This window comes from Leifsonia sp. EB41 (genome assembly GCF_041262565.1).
GTDB lineage: Bacteria > Actinomycetota > Actinomycetes > Actinomycetales > Microbacteriaceae > Leifsonia.
This window is the reverse complement of the sequence record NZ_JBGCCJ010000001.1, coordinates 2,287,003-2,312,194: the sequence shown is the minus strand read 5'-3', so window position 1 is coordinate 2,312,194 and position 25,192 is coordinate 2,287,003. Positions and strand designations below refer to the sequence as shown.

Genomic DNA, 25,192 nt, shown 5'->3' with positions numbered 1-25,192 from the left:
GACACAGAAACGAGGCACCATCATGACATCGGCGACAGCGACGACGCCGAAGCAGCCCAGTAGCGCTCGCGTCCACGTGCAGCGCTTCGGGACCTTCCTCTCGAACATGGTCATGCCGAACATCCCGGCGTTCATCGCCTGGGGGTTCATCACGGCCCTCTTCATCGCCACCGGCTGGCTCCAGAACACCGGCTGGGCGATCAGCGGAATCCTGGGCGGCTTCGGCGACCAGGCCAAGATCGGCTGGAGCGGCGCGGCCACCGTGCTCGCCCAGGACCCGAGCGGCCACACCTTCCAGCAGTACGTGGGCCTCGTCGGCCCGATGATCACCTACCTGCTGCCCCTGCTGATCGCGAACACCGGAGGCCGCATGGTCTACGGCGTCCGCGGCGGCGTGGTCGGCGCGATCGCGACCATGGGTGTCATCGTCGGCTCGAACATCCCGATGTTCATCGGCGCGATGATCATGGGCCCGCTCGGCGCCTGGGTGATGAAGCAGGTGGACCGCCTGTGGGAGGGGAAGATCAAAGCCGGCTTCGAGATGCTGGTGAACAACTTCTCCGCCGGCATCGTCGGAATGCTGTTGTCGATCGGCGCCTTCTTCGGCATCGCGCCGCTCGTCGAGTGGCTGAGCTCGATCCTGAGCAACGCGGTCAACTGGCTGGTCACGGCGCACCTGCTGCCGTTCGCGAGCCTCCTGATCGAGCCGGGCAAGGTGCTGTTCCTCAACAACGCCATCAACCACGGCGTGCTCACCCCGCTCGGCATCGAGCAGGCGCAGCAGCAGGGCAAGTCGATCCTGTTCCTGCTGGAGGCCAACCCCGGCCCCGGCTTCGGCATCCTGATCGCCTACTCGATCTTCGGCCTCGGCATCGCCAAGGCGAGCGCCCCGGGCGCCGCGCTGATCCAGTTCGTCGGCGGAATCCACGAGATCTACTTCCCGTACGTTCTGATGAAGCCGATGATCGTCATCGCGGCGATCCTCGGCGGCATGACCGGCATCGCGATCAACGTGACGTTCAATTCGGGCCTGCGCGCTCCCGCGTCGCCCGGATCGATCATCGCGGTGCTCATCCAGTCGCCGGCCAGCAGCATCGTGGGCGTCACGCTCTCGGTGATCGGCGCCGCGACGGTGTCGTTCGTGGTCGCCTCGATCATCCTGCGGGCCAGCCGCAAGCGCGACCTGGCCAGCGGCAACGCGGGCGACCTGCACGCCGCCGTCGCGCAGACCGAGGCCAACAAGGGCAAAGAGTCCTCGATCCTCGAGGGCCTGGTCCAGGAGGGCGAGCACGACACCGGCGACGCGCAGGGCGACGGCACCGACCGGCTGGTGCGCAACATCGTCTTCGCGTGCGACGCTGGGATGGGTTCGTCCGCGATGGGCGCGTCCGTGCTGCGGAACAAGATCAAGAAGGCCGGCGTGGAGGGGGTCACGGTGACGAATCAGGCCATCAGCAACCTCGACGGCACGGCCGACCTGGTGATCACGCAGCGGGAGCTCACCGACCGGGCCAAGGGCCAGTCGCCTGACTCGCTGCACGTGTCCGTCGACAACTTCATGAACAGCCCCAAGTACGACGAGGTCGTCGACCTCGTCGCCAAGCAGCAGACCGTCACGGAGGACGCCACCAAATGACCGACACGATTCTCGACCGGGCGAACGTCGTGGCCGCGGGCAGCGCGACCACGCGGGAGGACGCGATCCGGGAGGCGGGTGAGCTGCTCGTCAGGGCGGGCGCCGTGCAGCCGGGGTACGTCGACTCGATGGGGCAGCGGGAGGCGACCGTCTCCACCTTCATGGGGAACGGCCTGGCCATCCCGCACGGCACCAACGAGTCCAAGGACGAGATCGTGCGCTCGGCGCTCTCCTTCATCCGCTACTCCTCGCCGCTCGACTGGGGCGGCGAGGAGGTGCGGTTCGTCGTCGGCATCGCCGGGAAGAACAACGAGCACCTCGACATCCTGAGCAAGATCGCCATCCTCTTCTCGGAGGAGGACGATGTGCAGCAGCTCATCGACGCGCCGGACGCGGACGCCCTGTTCGCGCTGCTCGGCGACGTCAACGACTGAGACGGGGGTCGCATGAAAGCCGTTCACTTCGGCGCGGGCAACATCGGGCGCGGCTTCGTGGGGCTCCTGCTCCACGAGGCCGGGTACGAGGTGGTGTTCGCGGACGTCAACGCCGAACTGATCGACGCGCTCGACGCGGCGGACTCGTACGAGGTCCACCTGGTCGGGGACGACGCGGAGACCAAGACCGTCACGGGCTTCCGGGCGATCAACAGCGCGACCGCGGAGGACGCGCTGGTCGCGGAGATCGCGACCGCGGACGTGGTGACCACCGCCGTCGGCCCGCGCATCCTGCGCTTCGTCGCGCCGGTGATCGCACGCGGGCTCGCCGCCCGGGCGTCCGACGCTCCGCGGCTCGCGGTGATGGCGTGCGAGAACGCCATCGGCGCGACCGACCTGCTCGCGGCCGAACTGATGGACGGCCTCCCGGACGACGACACCCGCGACGAGCTGGCCGCGCGCGCGGTGTTCGCGAACACGGCCGTCGACCGGATCGTGCCGGCCCAGGCGCCGGACGCGGGGATCGACGTGACGGTGGAGACGTTCTACGAGTGGGTGGTCGACCGCAGCCCGTTCAACGGGAACGTGCCGCCGATCCCGGGCGCGCACTTCGTGGACTCCCTCGGGCCGTACATCGAGCGCAAGCTGTTCACGGTCAACACGGGGCACGCCACGGTGGCCTACACGGGCTTCCTGGCGGGCGCCACGATCATCAGCGAGGCGATCGGCATCCCGTCGGTGCTGGCGGCGACGGAGGCCGCACTGGAGGAGACGTCGGCTGCGCTGAGCGCCAAGCACGGGCTCGACCCGGAGGAACTGGCCGCGTACCGGGCGAAGATCCTGAACCGGTTCCGCAACCCGTACCTGGTGGACGAGGTGACCCGCGTCGGCCGCGAGCCGCTGCGCAAGCTCGGCCGCAACGACCGGTTCGTCGGCCCGGCCGCCGACTACGTGCAGTACGTCGGCGGCGTCCCGGAGGCGCTGCTCGCCGCGATCGGCGCTGCGCTCCGCTTCGACGTGCCCGAGGACACGCAGAGCGTGGAGCTGCAACTGCTGCTCCAGCGCGCCGAGCCGGAGGACATCGTGGACGAGGTCATGGACGTCCAGCGCGGCGACCCGCTGTTCGAGCCCCTTGTGGCGGTCGTGCGCGCCGCCGAACGCTGAGCGTTCCGCCCCCGCGGCGCTAGCGCGGGACGATCGTGGCCGTCGGGTCGAGACACCAGTCGAGAACCGACGGCCACCTCCCGTATCCGGACGCGGGCGTGAGATGCCCGCCGCCCGGGATGGTCGTGAGCGGGATGCCGAGCGGCTCGGCATAGACGGCGACCGCGCCCTCCGGGTTGCACGGGTCGGCGTCGGACGCGACGATGCGGGTCCCTGCCGCGGGGCGGGTCGGTTCGAGCGCGGCGAACGCGGCGACCTCCGGATTCTCACGCAGGTAACCCGGCGACGGCGGTGCGACGAGGAGGACGCGCTCCACGGCCGACCCGGCCTCCGTGTCGTCAGGCCGCGCGCCCAGCCAGAGCATCGCGCTCAGGCTGTGGGCGATCACAGTCACCCGGGCTTCGCCCTCCGACGCCTCTGCGAGAGCTGCCGCCGCGGCCTCGCGCCACGCGCTCAGGTCCGGTTGTTGCGCGTCCGGGAGCTGCGGGTAGACGACGCGCTCACCGCGCTCGCGCAGCGCGGCGGCGAGCTCGTACTGCCAATGCCCCGGCGGGCGGAAGTTGCCCCAGCCGTGCAGGATCAGGAAGGCGCGCATGAGGCCGAGCGTAGCGCCCGGCCGGGCGTGGCCTCCGTCCGGTGACCGTCCGCGACGACCGGGACGCCCGCGACGAGCACCCACGGAATGCCGGCAGCCTGGAGGCGCGGCTCGGCGAAAGTGGCGCGGTCGGTGACGGTGTCCGGGTCGAACAGCACGAGGTCGGCGACCATCCCCGGCGCGATCCTGCCCCGGTCGGTGAGCCCGAGCCGCGCTGCCGGCCGCGCCGACAGGTGGACGATCGCGTCCTCCAGGGTCAGGACGCCCTCCTCGCGGACGTAGTGACCGAGGTAGCGCGGGAAGGTCCCCCACGCGCGCGGGTGCGGCTTGTCCCCGACGAGGAGGCCGTCGCTGCCGCCGGTGTGCCGCGGATGGCGCATCACCGTGCGGACGTTGTCCTCGTCGCCGACGTGCTGGAGGATGCCGGTGCCGAGCCGGTCGGCGGCCAGGAGGTCGAGGGCGAGGCCGGCGGGAGGCCGGCCCTCCCGGGCGGCGAGGTCGGCGATCGTGCGACCCACCCGGTTCGAGAGCACGGGATCGCGGACCCCGGAGACCTCCACGGCACTCCAGTCGACGGGGACGCCGTGCGCGCCGTCGGAGCCTGCGACATCCAGCTCGTGGACGATGCGTGCCCGGTCCGCGGGGTCCCGAAGTCGTCGCAGCGTGACATCGGGGCCGCCGGCCGCCGCCCAACCGGGCAGCAGGGCGGAGAGCGTGGTCGACCCGGCGAGGTACGGATAGCTGTCGAGGGTGATGTCCACGCCGACCGCGAGCGCCCCGTCGATGAGGGCGAGCAGCTCGCCCGCGCGCCCGCGGTTGACGGCGAAGTTCATGGTCGCGTGCGTGAGGTGGAGGGCGCAGCCGGAGCGGCGGGCGATCCCGATCATCTCCGCGTAGCCCTCCAGCGCACCCGCGCCGTAGGAGCGCTGGTGCGGGGCGAAGTACCCGCCGCGCGCCGCGACGACCTCGCAGAGCGCGACCAGCTCCGCGGTGTCCGCGAACATCCCCGGAGCGTAGCTGAGGCCCGCCGACAGACCGAAGGCCCCCTGGCGCATCCCGCGGTCGACCTGGGCGCGCATCGCCGCGAGCTCGGCCGGTGTCGCCGGCCGGTCGTCCGTCCCGACGACGTTGAGGCGGACCGTGCCGTGCGGGACCAGGTAGGCGACATTCGCCGCGGGTCCGCGCCGATCGACCTCGGCCAGGTAGCCGGCGACCTCCGCCCAGCCGGCCTCCGGACCCCGCGGGCCGTTCCAGCCGGCGAGTTGCTCGCGCAGGACGCCGAGCGTCCCCTCGCTCGCCGGTGCGTACGACAGGCCGTCCTGGCCGACGACCTGCGTCGTCACGCCCTGGGTGACGGCGGCCAGGTTCAGCGGATCGTCGAGGACGGCCAGGTCGGCGTGCGCGTGCATGTCGATGAAGCCGGGAGCCACAGCGAGACCGGCGGCGTCTATCGTACGGGCGCCGGTGGCGTTCAGCGGGCGGCCGGCCTCCACGATCCGGTCGCCCACCACGAGCACGTCCCCGACGCGTCCGGGCCGGCCGCTGCCGTCGAGGAGGAGGCCGCCGCGGATGAGCAGCGGCGCGGCATCCACGGCAGCGCTCACCCGGCCGCCGCCGCGGTGAACGCGCGCGCCTTCTCGGTCACCGCGTCCCACGCCGCCGACTCGATGTCCCCCACCCCGACCACGCTCGACCCGGCCGTGACGGCGAGGGCGCCCGCCGCCATCCACTCGCGCGCGTTGCCCGCGTGGAGGCCGCCCGACGGCACGAACGGGGTGCCGGGGAACGGCCCGCGCAGATCCTTCAGGTAGCCGGGCCCGACAGCGGACGCCGGGAACACCTTCACCGCGGCCGATCCCAGCTCGACCGCCCGCATGACCTCCGACGGGCTGAGCGCCCCGAGCATGATCGGCACCCCCGCCTCGCGCGCGACCGCTGCCGCGCCCGCGCTGAGCCCGGGCGTCACCAAGAACTGCGCGCCCGCCGCGATGGCCGCCTCCGCGGTGCGTTCGTCCGTCACGGTGCCCGCCCCGACCAGCGCGCCGTGCGGGTCGGCGGCGGCCGCCTCGATCACGGCCTCCACGTCCGGAGTGGTGAAGGTGAACTCGACGGTGCGGATGCCGCCGGCGACGAGCGCGCGGCAGAGCGCGGCGGGATCGTCGATGCGCGGCGCGCGGACCACCGCGAGCGCGCGGTCGGCGGTGAGGGTCTCGATCAGCATGGGGCTCCCTGTCGTGTCGAGCGTGGTCATCCGAACGTCGTCTCCAGCATCCCGATCACCCTCGGCTCGTCCGCGAGCGCGTCGTCCACCACGGCGAGCGCGCGCCACTTGTCGAACGTCGTGCACGGGTGCGAGAGCCCGAAGCGGATGACGTCGCCGACCTCCACCGCTGTGCCGTCCCGCACCCGCACGAACGCGTGCTGGTCGTTGAGCGCGCTGACGGCGGCGCCCTCCAGCGGGACGGCCACGGGCTCCCCGAACCGCCGGATGGCCTGCGGGATCGGCAGTCCCTCGTCGTACGGGAGGTCGCGCTTGCCCGCGTCCACGAGCACCAGCCCCGGCTCGGGGCGGGAGACCACGGTCGCCCAGCCGTGGATCGCGGCGTGGAACTCGCGCCGTCCGCCTCCGACACGGCGCAGCGGAGTGATCGAGCGGTAGAAGCCGTCGTCGTGCGTGATGTAGGCGCCCGACCGCAGCAGCACCTCCACGTCCCGGGCGCCGCCTCCCGTCGTGCGGCGCGGCGCGAGCACGTCAGCGACCTGGTCGAAGTAGGCGCTGCCTCCCGCCGTGAGGATGACCGGCCCGCCCGGCGGGTAGAGCCCGGCGGCCTCGATCGCGTCGTGCAGGGCAAGCAGCTCTTCCAGGTAGCGCTGGACGCGGTCGAGCGACTCCGGCGTCGCGTCGTGCGCGAGGGCGCCCTCGTACCCGGCGACCCCGGCGAGTCGCAGGACCGGGGAGCCCGCGACCGCCGCAGCGACGGCGAGCGCCGCCTCCACCCCGCGAGCCCCCGTGCGCCCGCCGGCCCCGCCGAGTTCGACCAGGACCGCGAGCGGGGCAGCCGGGTCGGCGTCCGTCAGCGCCTCCGTCATGATCTCCACCGAGCGCGGCGAGTCGGCCCACACGGTCAGCCGGTCCGCGTCGGGCGCGAGCGCACGCAGCGCCGCCGGCTGCACCAGCGCGTTCGCCAGCAGCACCCGCGGGATACCCCAGCCGAGCGCGACCGACGCCTGCCACGGCGTCGCCACCGTGATGCCCCAGGCGCCCGCGTCGAGCTGGCGCTGCCAGAGCTCGCGGCTCATCGTCGTCTTGCCGTGCGGCGCGACGGCGACGCCCGCCTCAGCGCACCAGTCGGCCATCGTCGCGAGGTTGTGGGCGACCGCGGACTCGCTCAGGGTCACGATCGGCGTCGGGAAGTCGCGCAGCAGCGGGCGCGTGCGCGGGAGGTCGACGACGTCGGCGGAGGTGAAGCCGAGCGGCACCGCCTTGAACTCGTCCATGCGTCTCCTCGTCATTGCACGATGCGCAACGCTCGTTGCGCATCCAGTGCACTCTTGTCTAGCATGAGCCCAGTCCCTCGCGAAAGGCCGACGGTACGAGAAGGGGAGCACGGATGGCGACGCCTGCAGCTCTGGTCACCATCGGCGAAGCGATGGTCGTGCTCTATCCCGACCACCACCTCCCGCTGGCGGAGGCGCACAGCTTCGGGTCCGACGTCGGCGGCGCGGAGTTCAACGTCGCCACCACGCTCGCCCGCCTCGGCCTCCCGACCGCGTGGGTGTCACGGCTCGGGGTGGACGGCTTCGGCGACCGCGTCCTCGCGGCCGCGCGCGAGGCCGGCGTCGACACCTCGGCCGTCGAGCGGGACTCCGGCCGCCCGACCGGCCTCTACGTGAAGGAGCCCGTGGCCGGCCCCGGCGGCGTACGGACCCGGATGCACTACTACCGGAGCTGGTCGGCGGCCTCCGCGCTCGGCGTGGAGCAGCTCCGCGCCGAACCCACCGCCGCGCTGCTCGGCGGCGCGACCATCGTCCACACCTCGGGCATCACGCCGGCGCTCTCGGACTCCACCGCGGAGGTGGCGGCGAACCTCCGCACGCTCGTCGGCCCGGACACCCTCGTCAGCGTCGACCTCAACCTCCGCCCCGCCCTCTGGACCGGCCGCGACCGCGCGGCGCTCGACAGCCTCCTCGGCCAGGCCGACCTGCTCTTCGCCGGGCACGAGGAGGCGCACGCCCACTTCGGGCACGCGGACCCCGCCCGGCTCTTCGCCGACCTCCCGCACCTGCGGACGCTCGTGCTCAAGGACGAGGAGCGCCGCGCCTCCGCGTACCGGCGCGACGGCGGCGAGACCCATGTGCCATGCCTGACCGTGGAGGTCGTGGAGCCGGTCGGCGCAGGCGACGCGTTCGCGGCGGGGTTCCTCGCCGGGTTCGCGGAGGGCCGGGACGACACGGCCGCGCTCCGCCTCGGGCACTCGCTCGCCGCACTGACGCTGATCGGCCACGGCGACCGGCCGCTGACCGTGCCGACCTTCGGCGAGCGCGACGCGATCGCGGGCGCGGCGGACGACGTGTGGGAGCGCTGGCGGGTTCATCCGGGCGAGATCCCGTGGCACGCGGCGCCACCGTCCTCGGCGCCCCTGGCCGCCGCGCCCGTGGATCGCATCCGATGAGCCAGTCCGTCGCCCGCGCGCTCGACGTCCTCGACCTCCTGTCGCGGGGCGTGCGCACACTGGATGCGCTGTCGGCCGAGCTGGGCGTCCACAAGTCGACCGTCCTGCGACTGCTGCAGACACTGGAGTCGCGCGGGTTCGCCGCCCACGACACCGCGCACCGCTACCGCGTCGGCCCGGCGGTGTTCGCGCTGGCGTCCGACGCGCTCGACGCCGTCGACGTGCGCACCGCGGCGGCGCCGATCCTGCGCGCACTGGCCGCCGAGACCGGCCAGACCGTCCACCTGGCGACCTACCAGGACGGCGTCGTCACCTACATCGACAAGGTCGAGTCCCGCCAGGGCTTGCGGATGTACAGCCGGATCGGCCTCCCCGCGGCCATTCACGCGACCGCGGTCGGCAAGGTTCTGCTGGGCGGCCTCGACCCGGCCGAGCGCGAGCGCGTCGCCGCCGGCCTCGACCTCCACGCCTTCACCCCGCGGACGCACGTCACCGTCGCCGGGCTGCTCGCCGACGTCGCGGTCAGCACCGAGCGCGGCTGGGCGGAGGACCACGAGGAGCACGAGACCTTCATGAACTGCGTCGGCGCGCCCGTCCACGGACCGGACGGACGGGTCGCCGCCGCCGTGTCGATCTCCGTGCCGAACGTGGTGCTGCCGCACGACGGCGTGCTCGCGCTGCTGCCGGTGCTGCGCGAGGCGACCGAGCGCATCTCGGGTGAGTTGGGGGCGTCGCCTGCGACCGCCTCCGCGCCCACGCCGTCCCACGCCCCACCGAAGGAGACCCCATGACCGACCGCATCGCTGTCACCACCACCGACGCCCCCGCTCCCGCCCACACCTTCTCGCAAGGGGTGAGGCGCGGCCCGTTCCTGCAGGTCTCGGGCCAGGGTCCGGTGGACCCGGAAACGAACGAGTACCTCCACCCCGGCGACGTGAAGGCGCAGACCGAGCGCACCCTCCGCAACGTGGAGACCGTGCTCGCGGCGGGCGGCGCCGGCTTCGACGACGTGATGATGCTCCGCGTCTACCTGACCACGCGCGACGACTTCGCGGCCATGAACGAGGCGTACGGGGAGTTCCTGGCGGGCCGCGTCGCCTCCGGGGTGCTTCCCGCACGCACCACGGTGTTCACGGGGCTGCCGCGGGCGGAGATGCTGGTGGAGATCGACGCGTTCGCCATCGTGAGCTGACCGCGCCGCCCCGGTCTGGCAGTTCACCCCGACCTCACACTCCGGAACCACCCCGGTGGTACGTTTCGCATGTGAGCCGTATCGTCGCCGTGGCGCCTGTGCTGCCCGCCCGCAGCTACAGCCAGGGCGAGATCACCGCCGCGCTCCTCGCGATGATCACCAGCGACCCGCAGCGGCAGGCCGTCATGCGGCGCATCCACGCCGCCAGCGGGGTCGAGACGCGCAGCCTCGTGATGCCGCTCGAGCGGTACAGCTCGATCGCATCGTTCCGCGAGTCGAACGACTTCTTCATCGCCGAGGGCACCACGCTCGCCGAGCGCGCCGTGACCCAGGCGCTCGCGACCGCGGGCCTGCAGGCCACGGACGTCGACTACCTCCTCTTCACCTCCGTCACCGGGATCGCCGCCCCCTCCATCGACGCCCAGCTCGTGCAGCGGCTCGGGATGCGGCCCGACGTCAAGCGGCTACCGAGCTTCGGGCTCGGCTGCGTCGCCGGCGCGGCCGGGATCGCCCGCGTGCACGACTACCTGGCCGGGCACCCCGGCGAGATCGCGGTGCTGCTCTCGGTGGAGCTGTGCTCGCTGACCGTGCAGGCGCGCGACGACTCGATGGCGAACATCGTCGCGAGCGGGCTCTTCGGCGACGGCGCCGCAGCGGTCGTGATGGCGGGCGACGATCGCGCCCGCGAGCTCGGCCTCCCCGGCCCGGAGGTCGTCGACACCCGCAGCCGCATCTACCCCGACACCGAGAACGTGATCGGCTGGGACATCGGCGGGACCGGCTTCCGCATCGTCTTGAGCGCCGGTGTGCCCGACGTGATCGACAACAACTTCGCCGACGATGCCCGCGGCCTCCTCGCCGAGCACGATCTGGAGGTGTCCGACGTCAGCGCCTGGGCCGCGCACCCCGGCGGCCCGAAGGTGCTGGAAGCCTTCGCCCGGGCGCTCGACCTGCCGGAGGACGCCCTGGAGGCGAGCTGGCGGTCGCTGGCGCGCGTGGGCAACCTGTCGTCGGCGGCGGTGCTGCACGTGCTGGCCGAGCAGTTGGACGCGCACCCGGCCGGGACGGTCGGGCTGCTGTTCGCGCTCGGGCCCGGCGTGACCAGCGAGCTGGTGCTGCTGAGGTGGGCGGCGGGGACGGAGGCCGCGGACACCGCCGCGCGCACGATCGGCTCGGCCGCGTGATCTGGTACACCGTCCTCATCCTCGCCACCGGCGCCGAGCGGATCGCCGAGCTCGTCGTCTCCGCGCGCAACGCCCGCTGGTCGTTCGCCCGCGGCGGCGTCGAGTACGGTCGCGCGCACTTCCCGCCGATGGTCGCCCTCCACACCGGCCTCCTGCTCGCGTGCCTCGCCGAGGTCTGGCTGCTCGACCGGCCGTTCCTGCCGTGGCTCGGCTGGCCCATGCTCGTGCTCGTGCTGGCGAGCCAGGCGCTGCGCTGGTGGTGCATCGCGACGCTCGGCCCGCGCTGGAACACGCGCGTCATCGTGGTCCCCGGCCTCCCGCTGGTCGAGCGCGGCCCGTACCGGTGGCTGCGTCACCCGAATTACGTCGCCGTCGTCGTGGAGGGGTTCGCCCTCCCGCTCGTGCACACGGCGTGGATCACCGCGCTCGCCTTCACCGTGCTGAACGCGGTGCTGCTGCTCGCCTTCCGGCTCCCGTGCGAGAACCGGGCGCTCGCCTCCCCCGCCGCCGCGTCCGCCTCGTCGGCCTCCTCCGCCTCAGCATGACGACCGAGCTCGTCGTGGTCGGCGGTGGTCCGATCGGCTTGGCGTGCGCCATCGAAGCGCGGCTCGCGGGCATGGAGGTCGTCGTGGTGGAGCCCCGCGACGATCCGATCGACAAGGCCTGCGGGGAGGGCCTCATGCCTGGCGCCCTCGCCGCCCTCCACCGCATCGGGGTCGACCCGCCCGGCCACCGGCTCGACGGGATCGCCTACCTGGACGGCGCGCGACGCGTCGAGCACCGCTTCGCCGAGCGGCCGGGACGCGGCGTCCGCCGCACGGTGCTGCACCGCGAGCTGGCCCGGCGCGCCGCCGAGCTGGGGACGCCGGTGGTCCGCGGACGCGTGGCCGCGCTGACCCAGCGCAGGGACGGTGTGGAGCTGAGCCTCGCCGGCGGGGAGACGATCGACGCACCGTGGGTGATCGCCGCGGACGGCCTCCACTCCCCCGTCCGGCGGCTGCTCGGGCTGGAGGGGCGCGCGCAGCACCCCGTCCGGCGGCGGTACGGGCTGCGCCGGCACTACGCGGTCGCGCCGTGGACGGACCTGGTCGAGGTGCACTGGTCCCCCCTCGTGGAGGCCTACGTGACGCCTGTGGACGACCGCACCGTCGGCGTCGCCGTGCTCGGCCCGCGCCCGCTCGACCAGGAGGGCGCGATCGCCACGATCCCGGAGCTCGCCGACCGCCTGGCGGGTGCGGAACCGGTGACGGACGCGCGCGGCGCCGGACCGCTCCTGCAACGCTCGCGCTCCCGGGCGTCCGGCCGCGTGCTCCTGGCGGGGGACGCCTCCGGGTACGTCGACGCGCTCACCGGCGAGGGGATGCGGGTGGGGTTCGCGCAGGCGCGCGCCGCCGTCGCCGCCGTGCGCGCGGGGAACACCGAGCAGTACGAGCGTGCGTGGCGGGCGACGACGCGGGACTTCCGGATGCTGACGACCGGGCTGGTGGTCGCCGCGCGGTCGCCGTTCCGTCCGCGGATCGTGCCGACCGCGACCGCGCGGCCGCAGCTCTTCGGCGCGATCGTCGAGCGCCTGTCGCGCTGAGACAGGCGTCTGCTCCTTCTCTGGTCTCCTGCCATCTCATCTCGTAGTATGTTGCCGGTAGATGACACATGCGGTATTTTGCGAGGTTCGTTCGTGACTCTTCAAGACCTCTCCCCGGCCATCCCGGACGCGGAGGACATCCTGGACGTGCAGGAGGAGTGCCCGCTCGCGGATGAGCGTCCGGCGGAGACGCCCGAGCGGCCGACCGCTGTCGCCGGCACCGTGACCACGGCCCGGAGGACGACGGTCACGTTCTACCTGTCCGAGACGCTGCGCAACCGCGCCCGCGCGGCCTACCGCTCGACCTCCTTCGAAGAGAAGGACAGCAGCTGGTCCGAGATGCTGAACAAGGCCCTGATCGCGGAGGTCGAACGGCGGGAGGCCGAATACAACTGCGGGGAGATGTTCGACGCAAGCGAGGCGCCGCTGACACCGGGGCGGCCGATCGGGTTCTGAGGAGTGCGGAGTGCGCGCGGCGATGGGCCGGGCCGGTCCTGCGACCGACCCAGCCCTGTCGCGTAGTGCGAGAGCCTCCGTCACCGCGTGTGGTGGCGGCGCTCCCTGTTCGCCGCTCCGAAGAGCAGCACGGTTCCGAGCATCGCCAGCAGTGCGGCGATCGACCCGAAGGTCAGCGCGTCCGAACCGGTCGACGCCAGCACGGATGCGGTCGGCCCGGTGGATCCGAGCGCGGTCGAACCCAGCGCCGATGAACCCAGCGCTGACGAGCCCAGGGCTGACGAGCCCAGCGCTGACGAGCCCAGGGCGGTTCCGCCGAGCGCCGTCGAGCCCAGTGCGGCGGAGGCCCCCGTTGCCGGGTCGGTCACGATCCCGGTCGTGGCTCCGGGCCCTGCGGTCCCGTCGGTCTGACCCGTCCCCGTGATCGTCGTACCGGACGCGACCGGAGTGGTCACGGCGCCGGTCGTCGCATTCCCGCCGACAGCCACGGCGTCGCCGCCCGCTGTGACCGGAAGTGCGACACCGATCGGCACCTGCGCGCCACCGAGGATGCTGCCGTCACCCGTCGTGACCGGCATGACCGCGCCCGACGTGGCAGGAGCGGTCACGCCACCGGTGCTGCTCGCGTCACCCAACACCGCCACCGAGTCGCCGGAAGCGGTCACAGGAGCCACCGCGCCCACCGGAACCTGCGCCCCGGACAGCACACCGTTCGCGCCCGAGGTGGAAGGAGTGCCAGCAGCAGACGCAGGAGCGGACGTCGAAGATCCGCCGCTACTCGCGTCACCCAACACCGCCACCGAGTTGCCGGTCGCGTTCACCGGAACCGCCGCGGCGACCGGCGCCTGAGCACCCGACAGCACACCATCGGAACCTGAGGTCGTCAGACCTGAGGCGGGAGCGGTGGAGGTGGTGGACGCCGGAGCGGCCGAACCTCCGCTGCTCGCGTCACCCAACACCGCCACCGAGTTGCCGGTCGCGTTCACCGGAACCGCCGCGGCGACCGGCGCCTGCGCGCCGGACAGCACACCACCCGAACCCGAGGTCGTCGCAGGCTCGGGCGCGGCAGCCGCGGGCGCAGGTGCCACGGCCGCCGGCGCAGCGCCGCTGGTCGCGTCGCCCGCCGCACTCGCCGCGTTCCCGGACACCGTGACCGGCACGGACACGCTGAGCAGGGCCTGGTCGCCGCCGGCCACGGACCCGAGTCCGCTGGTGGTGACGACGGGAGCCTGCGCAGGCGCTGCCGGAGCGGCGGAGGTGCCGGAGGCCGTGGAGTCGCCGAGCACGGCGATCCCGTTTCCGGTCACGGTCACCGGCGCCGTGACGCCGATCGCAGTCTGGTCGCCGGATGCGACGCCGCCGGATCCTGTTGTTATCGGTTGTTCCGCGGCGTTCGCGGCCGCGGTGCCGGCGAGCCAGAGCCCGCCGACGCAGAGGGTGAACCACAACCCTCTGGAGACATACTTGTTCATCGTTCAGCCTTTCGAGTGAGTTCGTGACTCCCGGTCGGGAGCTCGGGTCCGTTTCTGCGTCGCGCGGATGCGCTCAGCAGAAGGGGCCCACTCAGTCGGGGCTGATGTCGTGATCGAATCCGGGTGAAGTCGGGAGGTCGTCGTCCGCCGGGAGGCCGGCGCGGCCACTCACGGCCGTTGCGGGCCAGGCCGCGCTGCCTCCGAGCGTGGCGAACCCTGAGCTGTAACCGCCAGCCTGGGCGGCGCCCGGGCTCGTGCCGAGCACACCCGAAGGGGTTCCCGGCGATGGCACGTCGGAGTCGCCGCGCGGGGCGTCAGCTAGCAGCGCGGAGGGCGCGCCGGCGGTCGACACGAAGGTCGGCGAGTAGGGAGCATCGGCACGCACAGTGCTCGCCGCAGCGGCAGACACAGGAGCGACGGCCGGCTGGACGTCGACCGACGGGATGGCGGACTGCTCGCCCGCGGGCCCAGCGACTCCGGGAACGGCAACCGGTCGGACGGTGCCCACCACGACTCCCGCGACGCCCGCGAGGACGCCGTCAGCGGCGGCCGCGATCGGCGCGGTGAGCGTGCCGACGGGGTGGTTCGCGAGCACCGACGTCACCTGAGTGAGCGGCGCGGCAAGAGTTCTCACCAGTGCGAGGGTGCTCGGCGCCAGTGAAGCAGTGGTGTCGGCGGCCTGCCCGGACGCTCCGGAGGTCGAGGACCCAGCGCCCGAGGCCCCGCCACCCGAGGCCGGTGCCGCAGCGGCGGGAGCGACCAGCTCCGCCGGCGCCGCCACCACCCGATCCGCCACGTGGGCGACCGGACTCACCACGGCCTCCACCGGCGCGGCGGCGGCCACCTGCTGCACCACGCTCGCCACCGGCTGGACGACCTGCGCCGCCACCTCCCGCACGGGAGCCGGAGCCGCAGGCGTCACCGACGCAACAGTCGCGGCCACTCCGCCCAGCGGGCCGGGGGCCGGCGAATCGACCGCGTTCGCGGTGCCGCCGCCGAACAGCAGTCCCAGCGCGACGATGCCGCCGCCGAGGACGAGGGATCCGATCAGAAGCCGCAGGGGAGCGAGAGAGGAGCGCCGCACTTCGGGCACATCCACCACACGATCACCCCCTGATCGTCGGTCTTCCGTTCGAGACAGGTGCGAGTGTACCCCCCCGTCTACTGGACCGGAAGCGTCCGCTTCGGGCGGCCGCCGCGACCGCGACGACGCCGAGGGCTGCGACGGTCATCGCCGCTCCGACCCACAGCGGCGACGCGTAGCCGAGCCCGGCCGCGATGGTGAGGCCGCCCAGCCAGGCGCCGAGGGCGTTTCCGACATTGAACGCGGCGATGTTCGCGCCGGAGGCCAGCGTCGGAGCGGCGTCGGCCGAGCGGAGGACGCGGAGCTGGAGGCCGGGGACCGTCGCGAAGCCGAACGCCCCCATCAGCACGAGCGCGATGACGGCGGCGACCGGTTGGGCGGCGAGCAGCGCGAACGCGGCGAGGATCACCGCGAGCACGCCCAGCACCACGAGCAGCGTCCCGTCGATCGAGCGGTCGGCGAACCTCCCCCCGACCGCGTTCCCGGCGAACAGCCCGAGCCCGAACAGGATCAGCAGCCACGGGACCGCGGCCGCGGGGAAGCCCGAGAGCCCGGTCAGTGTGTAGGCGATGTAGGTGAAGGCGCCGAACATCCCGCCGAAGCCGAGGACGGTCGCCGCCAGCGAGAGCCAGAGCTGGCCGGAGCGGAAGGCGCGGAGCTCGGTGCGGAGACCGGAGGCAGCACCGGAGTCCTGGCCGGAAGCCGCGGAGCCGCCCGGCACCAGCACCGCCACACCCGCCAACGCCACTACTCCCACGACCGTGATCGCCCAGAACGTCGACCGCCACCCGAACTGCTGACCGAGCAGCGTCCCGAACGGCACGCCGAGGACGTTTGCGGCCGTCAGACCGGTGAACATGATGGCGATGGCCCGCGCCTTGCGGCTGGGGTCGACCAGGCTCGCGGCGACGACCGAGCCGATGCCGAAGAAGGCGCCGTGGCAGAGGGCGGCGACGAGGCGTCCGGTGAGCATCGTCGGGTAGTCGGTCGCCAGGGCGGAGATCGCGTTGCCGAGGATGAACAGCACCATCAATCCCAGCAGCACGGTCTTGCGCGGGAGGCGGGTGACGGCGGCGGTGAGGCCGATCGCGCCGGCGGCGACGGCGAGCGCGTAGCCGGAGATGAGCCAGCCGGCCGCGGCGGCGTCGACGTGGAAGTCGGCGGCCACCTCGGGCAGCAGGCCGGCGATGACGAACTCGGTGAGGCCGATGCCGAAGCCGCCCAGCGCGAGGGCGATCAGGCCAGCAGGCATGAGAACTCCTGGGAAAGTCGGGGATGGGAGGGGCGACCGCGTACACTAAGTACTTGCAGACGCGTCATAAATAGTTGCACATGCAATTACTTTGCGCAAGCACGAGCCACCAACAGAACACGAGGAGACCGCACATGGGCATCGCCGACGACGCCGTCGAGGTGCGCGCACAGGGCTGGCGCACCCTCGCCGCACTGCACAACTTCATCGAGAACGAGCTGGAGAAGGCGCTCTCCCGCGCAGCCGGCCTCTCCGTCGTCGAGTACACCGTCCTCGACGCACTCAGCCGGCAGGACGGCTGGCACATGCGCATGCAGCAGCTCGCCCGCGCCAGCGCGCTGAGCCCGTCAGCGACCACCCGACTGGTCAACCGCCTGGAGGAGCGCGGCCTCCTGACCCGCATCGACTGCCTGGACGACCGGCGCGGCATCTACACCGAGCTGACCTCCGGAGGCCACGAACTGCTCGACAGCGCCCGTCCGGTGCACGACGACGCGCTGGAGGCCGCCCTCCAGGAGGCGCACAGCATCCCCGAGCTCGCGCCGCTGCTCGACGCCCTGCCGCAGCTCGCCCTCGCGCGAAGCTGATCGGGCCCGGAGCTGACCGCGCGACCTACCGCAGCACCTCCACCAGCGCCACCCACGAGAAGACCACGGTGGTCACGATCGCGAGGATCGTCGCCACCGCAACGAGCACGAGCCCGGCCGCCGCGACCCCGCTGAGCAGCAGCACTCCGCCGGCCAGGTCCAGCAGCAACGGCACCGTGAACAGGGAGATGCGCTCGGCGTCGTACCGTCCGTACCCCGTCGTCGCCGAGTCCCGCCGGATCGCGATCGACGACCGGACGGCGACGAACCCGCCGATCAGCGTCCCCACGACCACCTGCACGCCGAACCCCCACGGCACCTGCCCGGGGATGAGCGCCGCGCAGCTCAGCGCGACGCCGAGGATGAGGGTCGCGATCGACGCACCGGCCCGCGCGGCGAGCCCCCGCGACTCCGCGATCTGCCGGATGTTGACCGACAGCGCCACGATCAGGAGGCCGCCCAGGGCCGCGCCGGCGCCCGCGACAGCGACGTTGAACTCCGACCACTCGCGGAAGATCCCCACCATGCGCCCAGAGTAGCGGCGCGCTGTCAAGTCTGGCGGGCGCGCACGGCCTGGGCGTATAACGGGGAACATGGCCGACGCGATCACGTCCTGGATCGACCGCTATCGCCGCGCGTGGGAGACGAACGACCCCGACGACATCCGGGCCCTCTTCACCGAGGACGCGAGCTACCGCACCGAGCCGTTCGCCGAGCCGTGGGACGGTCACCTCGAGATCGTGGAGGGCTGGCTCGACGCGCAGGACGACCCCGGCTCGGTCGACTTCGAGTGGCGGCTGCTCGGCCAGGACGGGTCGCAATACTTCGTGGAGGGCGTCACCGACTACCACGACGGGCCCACCTACTCGAACCTGTGGGTGGTGGTGCTGGCCGACGACGGCCGAGCCGGGGAGTTCACCGAGTGGTGGATGGAGCAGCAGGCCTGAGCCTGCGCGGCGACGGCCTCAGAGCAGGCCGCCCAGCCACAGTCCCAGTCCGGCCGCGGCGAGCGCGAGGATCAGCATGCCCACGCCGTTGAACAGCGCCGCCCGGTACCGCCGCTGCTGCGCCAGCCGCACGGTCTCGTAGCTCGCGGTGCTGAACGTCGTGTAGCCGCCGAGGAACCCGGTCCCCAGGATGGCCCGCCACTCGGGCGGCAGGCCGTGCGCGAGCGCCAGCCCGGTGACGAGACCCAGCAGGAACGACCCCGTCACGTTGATGACCGTCGTGCCGAACGGGAAGTTGATCCGGAACCGGCTGCGCAGCACGCCGTCGAACACCAGCCGCGCCACCGCTCCGAGGCCGCCCGCGACCGCGACGGCGAGCACCAGCAGCGGCGTCACTCGACCGCCCCCGCCCGGCGCGCACGTCGCCTCCCGAGCGCAGCAGCAGCGGCGATCCCCGCCACCGACGCCAACGCGCCGATCAGGATCGTCGCCACCGCGTACCCGATGCCGCCGCCGGGGTTGTGCGCCACGAACAGCCCGTCCGTGTCCACCGCGAACGAGCTGTAGGTCGTGTACCCGCCCAGGATGCCGGTGCCGGCGAACAGCCGCAGGTCGCGGCGCCGCCCGGCGTCCGGTCCCCGCAGGGCCAGCGCCTCCAGCAGCCAGCCGAGCACGAACGCGCCGGTCACGTTGATGACGAGCGTGATGAGCGGGATGCCGCCCACGGTCGGCACGGCGGCCGACAGCAGGTAGCGCACGGTGGTGCCGATCGCACCGCCGGCGAAGACGAGCAGGACGGAGCGCCAGTGCAGGTGCACAGGCAACGGGGTTCTCGCGGGCAAGCGGCATCCACCCTTCACAATGAAGCGCAGGAACTATCAGCGACCGTCGCGGTTCGGGCCGTGGGCCCCGGCGAGATCCATCGCCGCTGGACCACTATACCGGCGGGTCCTCCCACGGCAGCGCGCCCGACCCGCTGACCGGCGCCAGCGGCACCACGATCACGGGCCGGTGCTGCCGATGCGCCAGGTGCACCGCGACGGAGCCGTTGAAGAACTCGCGGAGGCTGCCACGCAGGCCCGCCTCGCGCGTGCCCACCACGATGTACCGCGCGTCCATCTCGTCCGCCAGGCGGGCGAGCGCCCAGGCCGGGTCGCCCGCGAGCTGCTTGAGGGAGTACGGGACGCCGCGGCCGTTCAGCGCCTCCCGGATGTCGGACTCCAGCTCGGCGTCGAAGGTCTCGTCCTCCACTTCGGGGAGGTCGGGGTCGTACGGCAGCGCGACGACGGTGCCGTCGACGTAGCTGGAGACCAGGTACCGGTTGGGGTCGACGTTGGCGCACACCAGCGGGACGTCCAGGTCGTCGGCGAGCCGCGCCGCCGCGTCGAGCACCGCAGTCGGCTGACCGGGGACGACCGCGACGAGCACTCCCCCGGGTCTGATGCCGGCCGATCCGCCGCCGCCCGCCCCCTTGCCGCCGATGCCGCTCATGCGACTAGTGTGCACCATCGCGTGGGCCACGCGGTGAGGGCGCTCCCTTGGCACCTCCCCAGCCGTGGGGTACGTTCGGACGCGAACCCAGGGAGGCCACGCAATGACCGAGAACAAGGCCGCGCTCCCCCGCGAGCGCCGCCGGACCACCCGCGGACTCCGGCCGCTGCCGGAGCTGACGCGCGACGCGACAGCCCAGCTCAAGCGGCTGCTCAGCGCCGAGCTGGCCCTGTTCAAAGCCGAGATGACGGCGAAGGCGAAGGCCGCGGGGGTGGGAGCCGGACTCCTCGTCGGCGCCCTGGTGTTCGTGTTCTTCGCGCTCGGCGTCCTCGTCGCGGCCGCCGTGTTCGCGTTCGCGCTCATCGTGCCCGGTTGGCTGGCGGCGCTCATCGTCGCAGGCATCCTGATCGTGCTGGCGATCATCATCGCCCTCATCGGCCGGGGGATGCTGAAGCGCGGGATGCCGCCGGTCCCGGAGGATCTGGGGCCGGAGCTGAAGGCCGACGTGCAGGCGCTGAAGGGGGAACGGCCGTGAGCGGCAAGGGGATGAACACACTGAAGCTCGAGCTGGAGGAGACGCGCGACCAGCTCGCCGGGACGCTCGACGACATCTTCGCCACCTTCAACGTGCGTGTGCAGATCCGGTCGCACCCCGTCATCGCCGCTGCGGCGTTCCTGACGGTGCTGGGTGGCGCCGCCGCTCTTGTGGCGCGAGGGATGACGCGTGGCCGCTGAGGCCTCCCGGCGCCGCCTGCCGTGGGGCTACATCCTCAAGCGCACGCTGCGCAGCTTCGGCCAGGCGTCGTGCACCGACCTCGCGGCGGGACTCACCTACTTCGGCGTGCTGTCGCTGTTCCCGGCCATGATCGCGCTCGTCAGCGTGCTCGGTCTGGTCGGTCAGAGCAAGTCGGGCATCGATGCGCTGTTCGGGATGATCGACCAGCTCGCTCCCGGGATGCTCACTGTGATCCAGGCCCCCATCGAGGCACTCGCCACCTCCCCCGCCACCGGCGTCGCGCTGGTGATCGGCATCGTCGGCGCGATCTGGTCGGCGTCCGGGTACGTGGGCGGCTTCGGGCGCGCGCTCAACCGGGTGTACGGCGTGCGGGAGGGCCGGTCGGCGTTCGCGCTGCGCCCGGTCCAGCTCGGCGTGACACTCGCGTCGCTGGTTCTCATCGCCATCGTGGCTGTGCTGCTCGTGATCTCCGGGCCGGTCCTCCAGGCGCTCGGCAACGTTCTCGGTGTCGGGGACGCGGCCAAGACGGCGTGGTCGATCCTGCGCTGGCCGGTGGTCGTGTTCGCACTGGTGCTGCTGGTCGCGCTGCTGTACTCGGCGACGCCGAACATCCGACAACCGAAGTTCCGCTGGCTGACCCCCGGGGCCGTCGTGGCCATCGTCCTGCTCGGCGTCGCCTCCGCCCTGTTCGCCTTCTACGTGGCGAACTTCGGGCACTACGACAAGACGTACGGCACGCTCGCCGGGATCATCGTGTTCCTGCTGTGGATCTGGATCGCCAACGTCGTGCTGCTGCTTGGCGCGGTCTTCGACGCGGAGATCGCCCGTGCCCGGCTGATCCTGGCCGGGGTGGAGGTCGAAAACGGCTACGACCTGCCGCTCAAGTCGGACAAGGCCATCGTGAAGGCGCAGGATGCCGACGCGGCCGACATCCTGGCCGTGCGTGCCATGCGGCGGAAACTGCGCTGACGCTGTCGAATCCGCACCGGCCGGTTCGACGTCCTGGTGACGACAGAGAGGATCGCTCATGGCCCAGTTCGCCATCTTCATCTACGGCAACGGCGTCGCCGGCACTCCCGAGGAGCTCGCCGAGCACGACCGGCACTCGGAGGACCTGATCGGCGACGGATCGCTGACCGCGGCGTTCGCGCTCGCCCCGTTCACGGAGGCGACCTCCGTGCGCGGCGACGGCGTCACGGACGGGCCGTACACCGAGAGCAAGGAGATCATCGCGGGCATCGGCATCGTGGAGGCCGCCGACCGGGAGGCCGCGCTCGCGATCGCCCGCCGCAACCCCGCCACCTGGCAAGGCGGCGGTGTCGAGGTCCGCGAGATCGTCGGCTCGTACATTCGCCCGGGAGAGAGGTCCGATACCCTCCTGCCATGAGCGGTGAGGGATCCACGGAGCACGACGCACGACCCGGGCACGACGTCCCGGACAGCAGGGGACGCACCGGGCTGCATCGCACCGGCCTCGACGCGACCGGAAATCCGTCCGTCCAAGTCACCGACGTGGAGGTCGTGTCCGACGGCTGGCACGTCCTGCGCCGGACCACCTTCGACTACCGCGGGCGCGACGGCGCGTGGGTGACGCAGGCGCGCGAGACCTACGACCGCGGCAACGGCGCGACCGTGCTGCTTTACGACCCAGCCGCGCGCACCCTGCTGCTCACCCGGCAGTTCCGCTTCCCGGCGTACGTCAACGGCCACCCGGACGGGATGCTGGTGGAGGCTGCCGCCGGCCTGCTGGACGGGGACGCCCCGGAGGAGGCGATCCGCCGTGAGGCCGCCGAGGAGCTGGGCGTGCGGGTGGGCGACCTCCGCCACCTGTTCGACCTGTTCATGAGCCCGGGCTCGGTGACCGAGCGCGTGCACTTCTACGCGGCCGAGTACCGGCCCGGCGAGATCGTCGGCGGGGGCGGCGTGGCCGAGGAGGGCGAGGAGATTGAACCGGTCGTCGTCCGCTACGACGAGGCTCTCGCGATGGTGGCGGACGGGCGGATCGTGGACGGGAAGACCGTCATCCTGCTGCAGTGGGCGGCGCTGAACCTGTTCTGAGTTCGGCGCGGCCGACGCGGGTCAGTGCTGCAGGAACCGCTCGACGAGCAGGCTCACGCCGATGAGCACCATCATCGCACCGGACAGCTTCCCCACGATCACGAGAGCGCGCGGCCGGGACCGCAGCAACCGCCGCGCGAGCAGGGCCACCATCGTGTAGATGACTGCGATGTCGGCCAGCTGGATCGCACCGAGCACCAGCATCTGGACCGCCGCCGGCATCCCGGTCGGCGACGTGAACTGCGGCAGCAGCGCGAGCAGCAGCAGCAGGCCCTTCGGGTTGAACCCGGAGACCCCCGCGCCGCGGAGGAACTGCGAGGTCGCGCTCCCGACGATCGGCTCGCCGTGCGGCCCGACCGGCTCGGCCCGCTTGACGAGGGCGGTGATCCCGAGCCAGACCAGGTACGCGCCGCCGCCGAGCGTGAGCGTCGTGAGGACGACGGGGAACCGCGTGACGAGCGCGCCGACACCGAGCGCGACGGCCGCGATGACCACTGCGTAGGCGGTCAGCATCCCGAGGATCGAGGGCGCTGCGGACTTCGCGCGCACGCCGGCGCCCATGATGTAGGCCCAGTCGGCGCCGGGCGTCAGCGTCAGCAGGACGCCGATCGTCCAGAACTGCGCGACCAGTGCGGGATTCATGACGCAGAAGCTACGGCAATATCTGCGAAAGGTGCTTCGATATCTGCGGCGGAATCGCCGAAACAGCGGGAGAATAGTTTTCATGGACAGCCTCGACCGGGAGATTCTTTCAACCCTCCAACAGGACGGCCGCATCAGCGTCACAGAACTGGCCTCCACGGTCGGGCTGAGCCTGTCGGCCTGCCACCGCCGGGTGCGCGAACTGGAGCAGTCGGGCGTCATCGAGCAGTACCGCGCGGTCGTGTCGCCGACCGCGGTCGGACTGACGTTCGAGGCGATCGTGTTCGTGACGGTCAGCCGCACCGACCCGGACACGGTCGGGGCGTTCGAGGAGGCGGTGGTCGCCATCCCGAACGTGATCGAGGCCGAACGCCTCTTCGGCGACCCGGACTACATGCTGCGCATCCTGACGCCGAGCCTGGCGGCCTACCAGGAGCTCTACGACGGCGAGCTCGGCGGGCTGCCGGGCATCCAGCGGATGACGTCGACGCTGGTCATGAAGCGGCTGGGGTCGGGGGTTTCGGTGCCGTTGGGGTGAGCTCCGGTGCTGGACAGGGCGAGCCGCGAGCGTGTAAGGTCTGGAATCCTGCGCCGACCGGCGCAGGACGGCCCCAGCGGAACGCTCACGGCGGAAGGATCAGGATGCGGCACGACAGCCTCGACCTGAAGCGCTATCAGCGCGCCCTCCCGCAGAATGAGCGCTCTCGGGGGCTGTAGCACCGCATCCACGGATGCCGCACAGCCCCGACCGTTCCCGGGGCTGTCCTCTCCTCCTCGCTTCGAGGTGCGTGGGCCGTTCCCGGACCACCCCGAGAAGAGACGAAAGGACAATGGAGAGAATCTCGAACCGCCTGCTGAACTGGGCCTCCCTGCTGGAGGACAACACCAGAGACCAGGCGGTCACCACATCGCGGATGCCATTCATCCACCCGCACCTCGCCCTGATGCCGGATGCGCATCTGGGCCTCGGCGCGACCGTGGGCTCGGTCATCCCCACCCTCGGCGCGGTGATGCCCGCTGCCGTCGGCGTGGACATCGGCTGCGGCATGATCGCCGTGCGCACCCAGTTCACCCGCGACGACGTCGAGGCGGCGCCGACGCCGCTGTCGGCACTGCGCGAGGCGATCGAGCGTGCCATCCCGCTCTCGGCGGGCGGCAAGAACAACCGCGTCGTCGCGACCGCGGAACCACGCGTTGACGAGCTCACCCGGATGGCCGCGGAGGTCGGCTTCGACCCGGCCGGCTACGTGAAGGACTGGCAGCGCCAGCTCGGCTCGCTCGGCTCGGGCAACCACTTCATCGAGGTGAGCCTGGACGAGACCGACACGGTGTGGCTCTTCCTGCACTCGGGCTCCCGCGGCGTCGGGAACCGGATCGCCGGGCACCACATCACGGTCGCTCAGGGGTTGATGGCGAAGTGGTGGATCGACCTCCCGGACCGCGATCTGGCCTACCTGGTGGAGGGGACGCCGGAGTTCGACGCGTACATCGCCGAGCTGCGGTGGGCGCAGCACTTCGCACTGCTGAACCGCGAGGAGATGATGGACCGCGTCATCCGGCAGACCGCCGAGTACTTCGGGACGGCTGTGCTCGAGCAGGAGCGGATCAACTGCCACCACAACTTCACGGAGCGCGAGCGGCACTTCAGCAAGGATGTGTGGGTGTCCCGCAAGGGCGCCATCTCGGCCCGCGAGGGCCAGCTCGGGCTCATCCCCGGCTCGATGGGGACGGCGTCCTACGTCGTCGCCGGCCTCGGGAACCCGCTCGCACTGCACTCGTCGCCGCACGGCGCCGGGAGGCAGTACTCGCGGTCGGCCGCGCGGAGGACGTTCACGATCGACCAGCTGCGGGAGGCCATGACGGGGATCGAGTTCCGTGACACGGACGCGTTCCTCGACGAGATCCCGCAGGCGTACAAGCCGATCGACCAGGTGATGGCGGACGCCGCCGACCTGGTCGAGGTCCGGCACACGCTGCGTCAGATCGTCAACGTGAAGGGCGACTGAC

The 25,192-nt window shown here is 72.2% G+C and carries 31 protein-coding genes and 1 riboswitch; of the genes, 19 read left to right on the top strand and 12 right to left on the bottom strand.

Translation table 11 applies throughout. The features are described from left to right. The first annotated feature begins 22 nt into the window (after positions 1-22). The 3 genes from ABH923_RS11490 to ABH923_RS11480 are packed head-to-tail and all read left to right on the top strand — an operon-like array spanning position 23 to position 3,234. Positions 23-1,636 carry a PTS mannitol transporter subunit IICB gene (locus ABH923_RS11490; RefSeq protein ID WP_370055494.1) on the top strand — a complete coding sequence of 538 codons (1,614 nt, stop codon included), beginning with the start codon at positions 23-25 and terminating at the stop codon, positions 1,634-1,636. Further along, the gene (locus ABH923_RS11485) at positions 1,633-2,070 is read left to right on the top strand and encodes a PTS sugar transporter subunit IIA (RefSeq protein WP_370055493.1); all 438 of its coding nucleotides are present in this window, start codon (positions 1,633-1,635) and stop codon (positions 2,068-2,070) included. The genes ABH923_RS11490 and ABH923_RS11485 overlap by 4 nt, the downstream gene beginning before the upstream one ends. 12 nt (positions 2,071-2,082) lie before the next feature. Further along, on the top strand, positions 2,083-3,234 hold the full coding sequence (locus tag ABH923_RS11480) for a mannitol-1-phosphate 5-dehydrogenase (protein ID WP_370055492.1): 1,152 nt from the start codon (positions 2,083-2,085) through the stop codon (positions 3,232-3,234). Positions 3,235-3,253: 19 nt separating this feature from the next. On the opposite strand, the gene ABH923_RS11475 is transcribed toward ABH923_RS11480, so the two are convergent. The 4 genes from ABH923_RS11475 to ABH923_RS11460 are packed head-to-tail and all read right to left on the bottom strand — an operon-like array spanning position 3,254 to position 7,327. Then, entirely contained in the window at positions 3,254-3,829 is a 576-nt protein-coding gene (locus ABH923_RS11475) for an RBBP9/YdeN family alpha/beta hydrolase (protein ID WP_370055491.1), read from the bottom strand. Beyond that, positions 3,814-5,421: an amidohydrolase family protein gene (locus ABH923_RS11470; protein WP_370057347.1), complete on the bottom strand. Its 1,608-nt coding sequence runs from the start codon at positions 5,419-5,421 to the stop codon at positions 3,814-3,816. The genes ABH923_RS11475 and ABH923_RS11470 overlap by 16 nt, the downstream gene beginning before the upstream one ends. Before the next feature lie 8 nt (positions 5,422-5,429). Then, positions 5,430-6,080 (bottom strand): bifunctional 4-hydroxy-2-oxoglutarate aldolase/2-dehydro-3-deoxy-phosphogluconate aldolase, encoded by a 651-nt coding sequence (locus tag ABH923_RS11465; RefSeq protein WP_370055490.1) that lies wholly within the window; start codon positions 6,078-6,080, stop codon positions 5,430-5,432. Continuing rightward, entirely contained in the window at positions 6,077-7,327 is a 1,251-nt protein-coding gene (locus ABH923_RS11460) for an amino acid deaminase (RefSeq protein ID WP_370055489.1), read from the bottom strand. The genes ABH923_RS11465 and ABH923_RS11460 overlap by 4 nt, the downstream gene beginning before the upstream one ends. Positions 7,328-7,440: 113 nt before the next feature. Between ABH923_RS11460 and ABH923_RS11455 the strand changes: the two genes are divergently transcribed. The 7 genes from ABH923_RS11455 to ABH923_RS11425 all read left to right on the top strand — a co-directional run bounded on the left by ABH923_RS11455 (position 7,441) and on the right by ABH923_RS11425 (position 12,916). Next, complete coding sequence (locus tag ABH923_RS11455) at positions 7,441-8,502, top strand: sugar kinase (RefSeq protein ID WP_370055488.1); 1,062 nt, start codon at positions 7,441-7,443, stop codon at positions 8,500-8,502. Beyond that, positions 8,499-9,293, top strand: coding sequence for an IclR family transcriptional regulator (locus ABH923_RS11450; RefSeq protein ID WP_370055487.1), 795 nt, complete (start codon positions 8,499-8,501; stop codon positions 9,291-9,293). The genes ABH923_RS11455 and ABH923_RS11450 overlap by 4 nt, the downstream gene beginning before the upstream one ends. Then, positions 9,290-9,694 (top strand): RidA family protein, encoded by a 405-nt coding sequence (locus tag ABH923_RS11445; RefSeq protein WP_370055486.1) that lies wholly within the window; start codon positions 9,290-9,292, stop codon positions 9,692-9,694. Before ABH923_RS11450 ends, ABH923_RS11445 begins: the two co-directional genes overlap by 4 nt. 71 nt (positions 9,695-9,765) lie before the next feature. Continuing rightward, a complete protein-coding gene (locus ABH923_RS11440; RefSeq protein WP_370055485.1) occupies positions 9,766-10,878 on the top strand; it encodes a type III polyketide synthase in 1,113 nt (370 codons plus the stop codon). Beyond that, positions 10,875-11,423: an isoprenylcysteine carboxyl methyltransferase family protein gene (locus ABH923_RS11435; protein ID WP_370055484.1), complete on the top strand. Its 549-nt coding sequence runs from the start codon at positions 10,875-10,877 to the stop codon at positions 11,421-11,423. The genes ABH923_RS11440 and ABH923_RS11435 overlap by 4 nt, the downstream gene beginning before the upstream one ends. Then, entirely contained in the window at positions 11,420-12,460 is a 1,041-nt protein-coding gene (locus tag ABH923_RS11430) for an NAD(P)/FAD-dependent oxidoreductase (protein ID WP_370055483.1), read from the top strand. The genes ABH923_RS11435 and ABH923_RS11430 overlap by 4 nt, the downstream gene beginning before the upstream one ends. A gap of 93 nt (positions 12,461-12,553) precedes the next feature. Then, positions 12,554-12,916: a hypothetical protein gene (locus ABH923_RS11425; protein WP_370055482.1), complete on the top strand. Its 363-nt coding sequence runs from the start codon at positions 12,554-12,556 to the stop codon at positions 12,914-12,916. 80 nt (positions 12,917-12,996) lie between these two features. Here ABH923_RS11425 and ABH923_RS11420 read toward each other — a convergent pair whose 3' ends face one another. The 3 genes from ABH923_RS11420 to ABH923_RS11410 form a co-directional block, all read right to left on the bottom strand. Beyond that, on the bottom strand, positions 12,997-14,388 hold the full coding sequence (locus tag ABH923_RS11420) for a beta strand repeat-containing protein (RefSeq protein WP_370055481.1): 1,392 nt from the start codon (positions 14,386-14,388) through the stop codon (positions 12,997-12,999). Between the two features lie 91 nt (positions 14,389-14,479). Then, entirely contained in the window at positions 14,480-15,487 is a 1,008-nt protein-coding gene (locus tag ABH923_RS11415; RefSeq protein WP_370055480.1) for a hypothetical protein, read from the bottom strand. 7 nt (positions 15,488-15,494) lie between these two features. Further along, positions 15,495-16,724 (bottom strand): MFS transporter, encoded by a 1,230-nt coding sequence (locus ABH923_RS11410; RefSeq protein WP_370055479.1) that lies wholly within the window; start codon positions 16,722-16,724, stop codon positions 15,495-15,497. Positions 16,725-16,858: 134 nt separating this feature from the next. On the opposite strand from ABH923_RS11410, the gene ABH923_RS11405 reads away from it, so the two are divergent. Then, positions 16,859-17,311 carry a MarR family winged helix-turn-helix transcriptional regulator gene (locus tag ABH923_RS11405; RefSeq protein ID WP_370055478.1) on the top strand — a complete coding sequence of 151 codons (453 nt, stop codon included), beginning with the start codon at positions 16,859-16,861 and terminating at the stop codon, positions 17,309-17,311. 25 nt (positions 17,312-17,336) lie between these two features. Here ABH923_RS11405 and ABH923_RS11400 read toward each other — a convergent pair whose 3' ends face one another. After that, complete coding sequence (locus ABH923_RS11400; protein WP_370055477.1) at positions 17,337-17,837, bottom strand: hypothetical protein; 501 nt, start codon at positions 17,835-17,837, stop codon at positions 17,337-17,339. Positions 17,838-17,904: 67 nt separating this feature from the next. On the opposite strand from ABH923_RS11400, the gene ABH923_RS11395 reads away from it, so the two are divergent. After that, positions 17,905-18,258 carry a nuclear transport factor 2 family protein gene (locus tag ABH923_RS11395; RefSeq protein WP_370055476.1) on the top strand — a complete coding sequence of 118 codons (354 nt, stop codon included), beginning with the start codon at positions 17,905-17,907 and terminating at the stop codon, positions 18,256-18,258. An 18-nt stretch (positions 18,259-18,276) separates the two neighbouring features. On the opposite strand, the gene crcB is transcribed toward ABH923_RS11395, so the two are convergent. The 3 genes from crcB to ABH923_RS11380 form a co-directional block, all read right to left on the bottom strand. Continuing rightward, a complete protein-coding gene (crcB, locus tag ABH923_RS11390) occupies positions 18,277-18,654 on the bottom strand; it encodes a fluoride efflux transporter CrcB (RefSeq protein ID WP_370055475.1) in 378 nt (125 codons plus the stop codon). Further along, entirely contained in the window at positions 18,651-19,100 is a 450-nt protein-coding gene (locus ABH923_RS11385; protein ID WP_370055474.1) for a CrcB family protein, read from the bottom strand. Before ABH923_RS11385 ends, crcB begins: the two co-directional genes overlap by 4 nt. A 20-nt stretch (positions 19,101-19,120) precedes the next feature. Continuing rightward, positions 19,121-19,194: riboswitch (Fluoride riboswitch) on the bottom strand. After that, positions 19,195-19,749, bottom strand: a complete 555-nt coding sequence (locus ABH923_RS11380) for a universal stress protein (RefSeq protein WP_370055473.1) — start codon at positions 19,747-19,749, stop codon at positions 19,195-19,197. Positions 19,750-19,852: 103 nt separating this feature from the next. Between ABH923_RS11380 and ABH923_RS11375 the strand changes: the two genes are divergently transcribed. The 5 genes from ABH923_RS11375 to ABH923_RS11355 are packed head-to-tail and all read left to right on the top strand — an operon-like array spanning position 19,853 to position 22,543. After that, a complete protein-coding gene (locus ABH923_RS11375; RefSeq protein ID WP_370055472.1) occupies positions 19,853-20,284 on the top strand; it encodes a phage holin family protein in 432 nt (143 codons plus the stop codon). A gap of 11 nt (positions 20,285-20,295) precedes the next feature. Beyond that, complete coding sequence (locus tag ABH923_RS11370; protein ID WP_370055471.1) at positions 20,296-20,484, top strand: hypothetical protein; 189 nt, start codon at positions 20,296-20,298, stop codon at positions 20,482-20,484. After that, on the top strand, positions 20,474-21,454 hold the full coding sequence (locus tag ABH923_RS11365) for a YihY/virulence factor BrkB family protein (protein WP_370055470.1): 981 nt from the start codon (positions 20,474-20,476) through the stop codon (positions 21,452-21,454). The genes ABH923_RS11370 and ABH923_RS11365 overlap by 11 nt, the downstream gene beginning before the upstream one ends. Before the next feature lie 58 nt (positions 21,455-21,512). Next, entirely contained in the window at positions 21,513-21,872 is a 360-nt protein-coding gene (locus ABH923_RS11360; RefSeq protein ID WP_370055469.1) for a YciI family protein, read from the top strand. Continuing rightward, complete coding sequence (locus ABH923_RS11355; RefSeq protein ID WP_370055468.1) at positions 21,869-22,543, top strand: NUDIX domain-containing protein; 675 nt, start codon at positions 21,869-21,871, stop codon at positions 22,541-22,543. Before ABH923_RS11360 ends, ABH923_RS11355 begins: the two co-directional genes overlap by 4 nt. A gap of 21 nt (positions 22,544-22,564) precedes the next feature. Here ABH923_RS11355 and ABH923_RS11350 read toward each other — a convergent pair whose 3' ends face one another. Beyond that, entirely contained in the window at positions 22,565-23,185 is a 621-nt protein-coding gene (locus tag ABH923_RS11350) for a LysE family translocator (protein WP_370055467.1), read from the bottom strand. A gap of 82 nt (positions 23,186-23,267) precedes the next feature. On the opposite strand from ABH923_RS11350, the gene ABH923_RS11345 reads away from it, so the two are divergent. Then, entirely contained in the window at positions 23,268-23,723 is a 456-nt protein-coding gene (locus ABH923_RS11345) for an Lrp/AsnC family transcriptional regulator (RefSeq protein WP_370055466.1), read from the top strand. A gap of 292 nt (positions 23,724-24,015) precedes the next feature. Beyond that, positions 24,016-25,191 (top strand): RtcB family protein, encoded by a 1,176-nt coding sequence (locus ABH923_RS11340; RefSeq protein ID WP_370055465.1) that lies wholly within the window; start codon positions 24,016-24,018, stop codon positions 25,189-25,191. Position 25,192: the final 1 nt, after the last annotated feature.

Bases quoted from the DNA above. Each gene is read 5' to 3' on its own strand.
- ABH923_RS11490 (WP_370055494.1), top strand. From the start codon at position 23: ATGACATCGGCGACAGCGACGACGCCGAAGCAGCCCAGTAGCGCTCGC.
- ABH923_RS11485 (WP_370055493.1), top strand. From the start codon at position 1,633: ATGACCGACACGATTCTCGACCGGGCGAACGTCGTGGCCGCGGGCAGC.
- ABH923_RS11480 (WP_370055492.1), top strand. From the start codon at position 2,083: ATGAAAGCCGTTCACTTCGGCGCGGGCAACATCGGGCGCGGCTTCGTG.
- ABH923_RS11475 (WP_370055491.1), bottom strand. From the start codon at position 3,829: ATGCGCGCCTTCCTGATCCTGCACGGCTGGGGCAACTTCCGCCCGCCG.
- ABH923_RS11465 (WP_370055490.1), bottom strand. From the start codon at position 6,080: ATGACCACGCTCGACACGACAGGGAGCCCCATGCTGATCGAGACCCTC.
- ABH923_RS11460 (WP_370055489.1), bottom strand. From the start codon at position 7,327: ATGGACGAGTTCAAGGCGGTGCCGCTCGGCTTCACCTCCGCCGACGTC.
- ABH923_RS11455 (WP_370055488.1), top strand. From the start codon at position 7,441: ATGGCGACGCCTGCAGCTCTGGTCACCATCGGCGAAGCGATGGTCGTG.
- ABH923_RS11450 (WP_370055487.1), top strand. From the start codon at position 8,499: ATGAGCCAGTCCGTCGCCCGCGCGCTCGACGTCCTCGACCTCCTGTCG.
- ABH923_RS11445 (WP_370055486.1), top strand. From the start codon at position 9,290: ATGACCGACCGCATCGCTGTCACCACCACCGACGCCCCCGCTCCCGCC.
- ABH923_RS11430 (WP_370055483.1), top strand. From the start codon at position 11,420: ATGACGACCGAGCTCGTCGTGGTCGGCGGTGGTCCGATCGGCTTGGCG.
- ABH923_RS11420 (WP_370055481.1), bottom strand. From the start codon at position 14,388: ATGAACAAGTATGTCTCCAGAGGGTTGTGGTTCACCCTCTGCGTCGGC.
- ABH923_RS11410 (WP_370055479.1), bottom strand. From the start codon at position 16,724: ATGCCTGCTGGCCTGATCGCCCTCGCGCTGGGCGGCTTCGGCATCGGC.
- ABH923_RS11405 (WP_370055478.1), top strand. From the start codon at position 16,859: ATGGGCATCGCCGACGACGCCGTCGAGGTGCGCGCACAGGGCTGGCGC.
- ABH923_RS11400 (WP_370055477.1), bottom strand. From the start codon at position 17,837: ATGGTGGGGATCTTCCGCGAGTGGTCGGAGTTCAACGTCGCTGTCGCG.
- ABH923_RS11395 (WP_370055476.1), top strand. From the start codon at position 17,905: ATGGCCGACGCGATCACGTCCTGGATCGACCGCTATCGCCGCGCGTGG.
- ABH923_RS11380 (WP_370055473.1), bottom strand. From the start codon at position 19,749: ATGAGCGGCATCGGCGGCAAGGGGGCGGGCGGCGGCGGATCGGCCGGC.
- ABH923_RS11375 (WP_370055472.1), top strand. From the start codon at position 19,853: ATGACCGAGAACAAGGCCGCGCTCCCCCGCGAGCGCCGCCGGACCACC.
- ABH923_RS11370 (WP_370055471.1), top strand. From the start codon at position 20,296: ATGAACACACTGAAGCTCGAGCTGGAGGAGACGCGCGACCAGCTCGCC.
- ABH923_RS11360 (WP_370055469.1), top strand. From the start codon at position 21,513: ATGGCCCAGTTCGCCATCTTCATCTACGGCAACGGCGTCGCCGGCACT.
- ABH923_RS11355 (WP_370055468.1), top strand. From the start codon at position 21,869: ATGAGCGGTGAGGGATCCACGGAGCACGACGCACGACCCGGGCACGAC.
- ABH923_RS11350 (WP_370055467.1), bottom strand. From the start codon at position 23,185: ATGAATCCCGCACTGGTCGCGCAGTTCTGGACGATCGGCGTCCTGCTG.
- ABH923_RS11345 (WP_370055466.1), top strand. From the start codon at position 23,268: ATGGACAGCCTCGACCGGGAGATTCTTTCAACCCTCCAACAGGACGGC.
- ABH923_RS11340 (WP_370055465.1), top strand. From the start codon at position 24,016: ATGGAGAGAATCTCGAACCGCCTGCTGAACTGGGCCTCCCTGCTGGAG.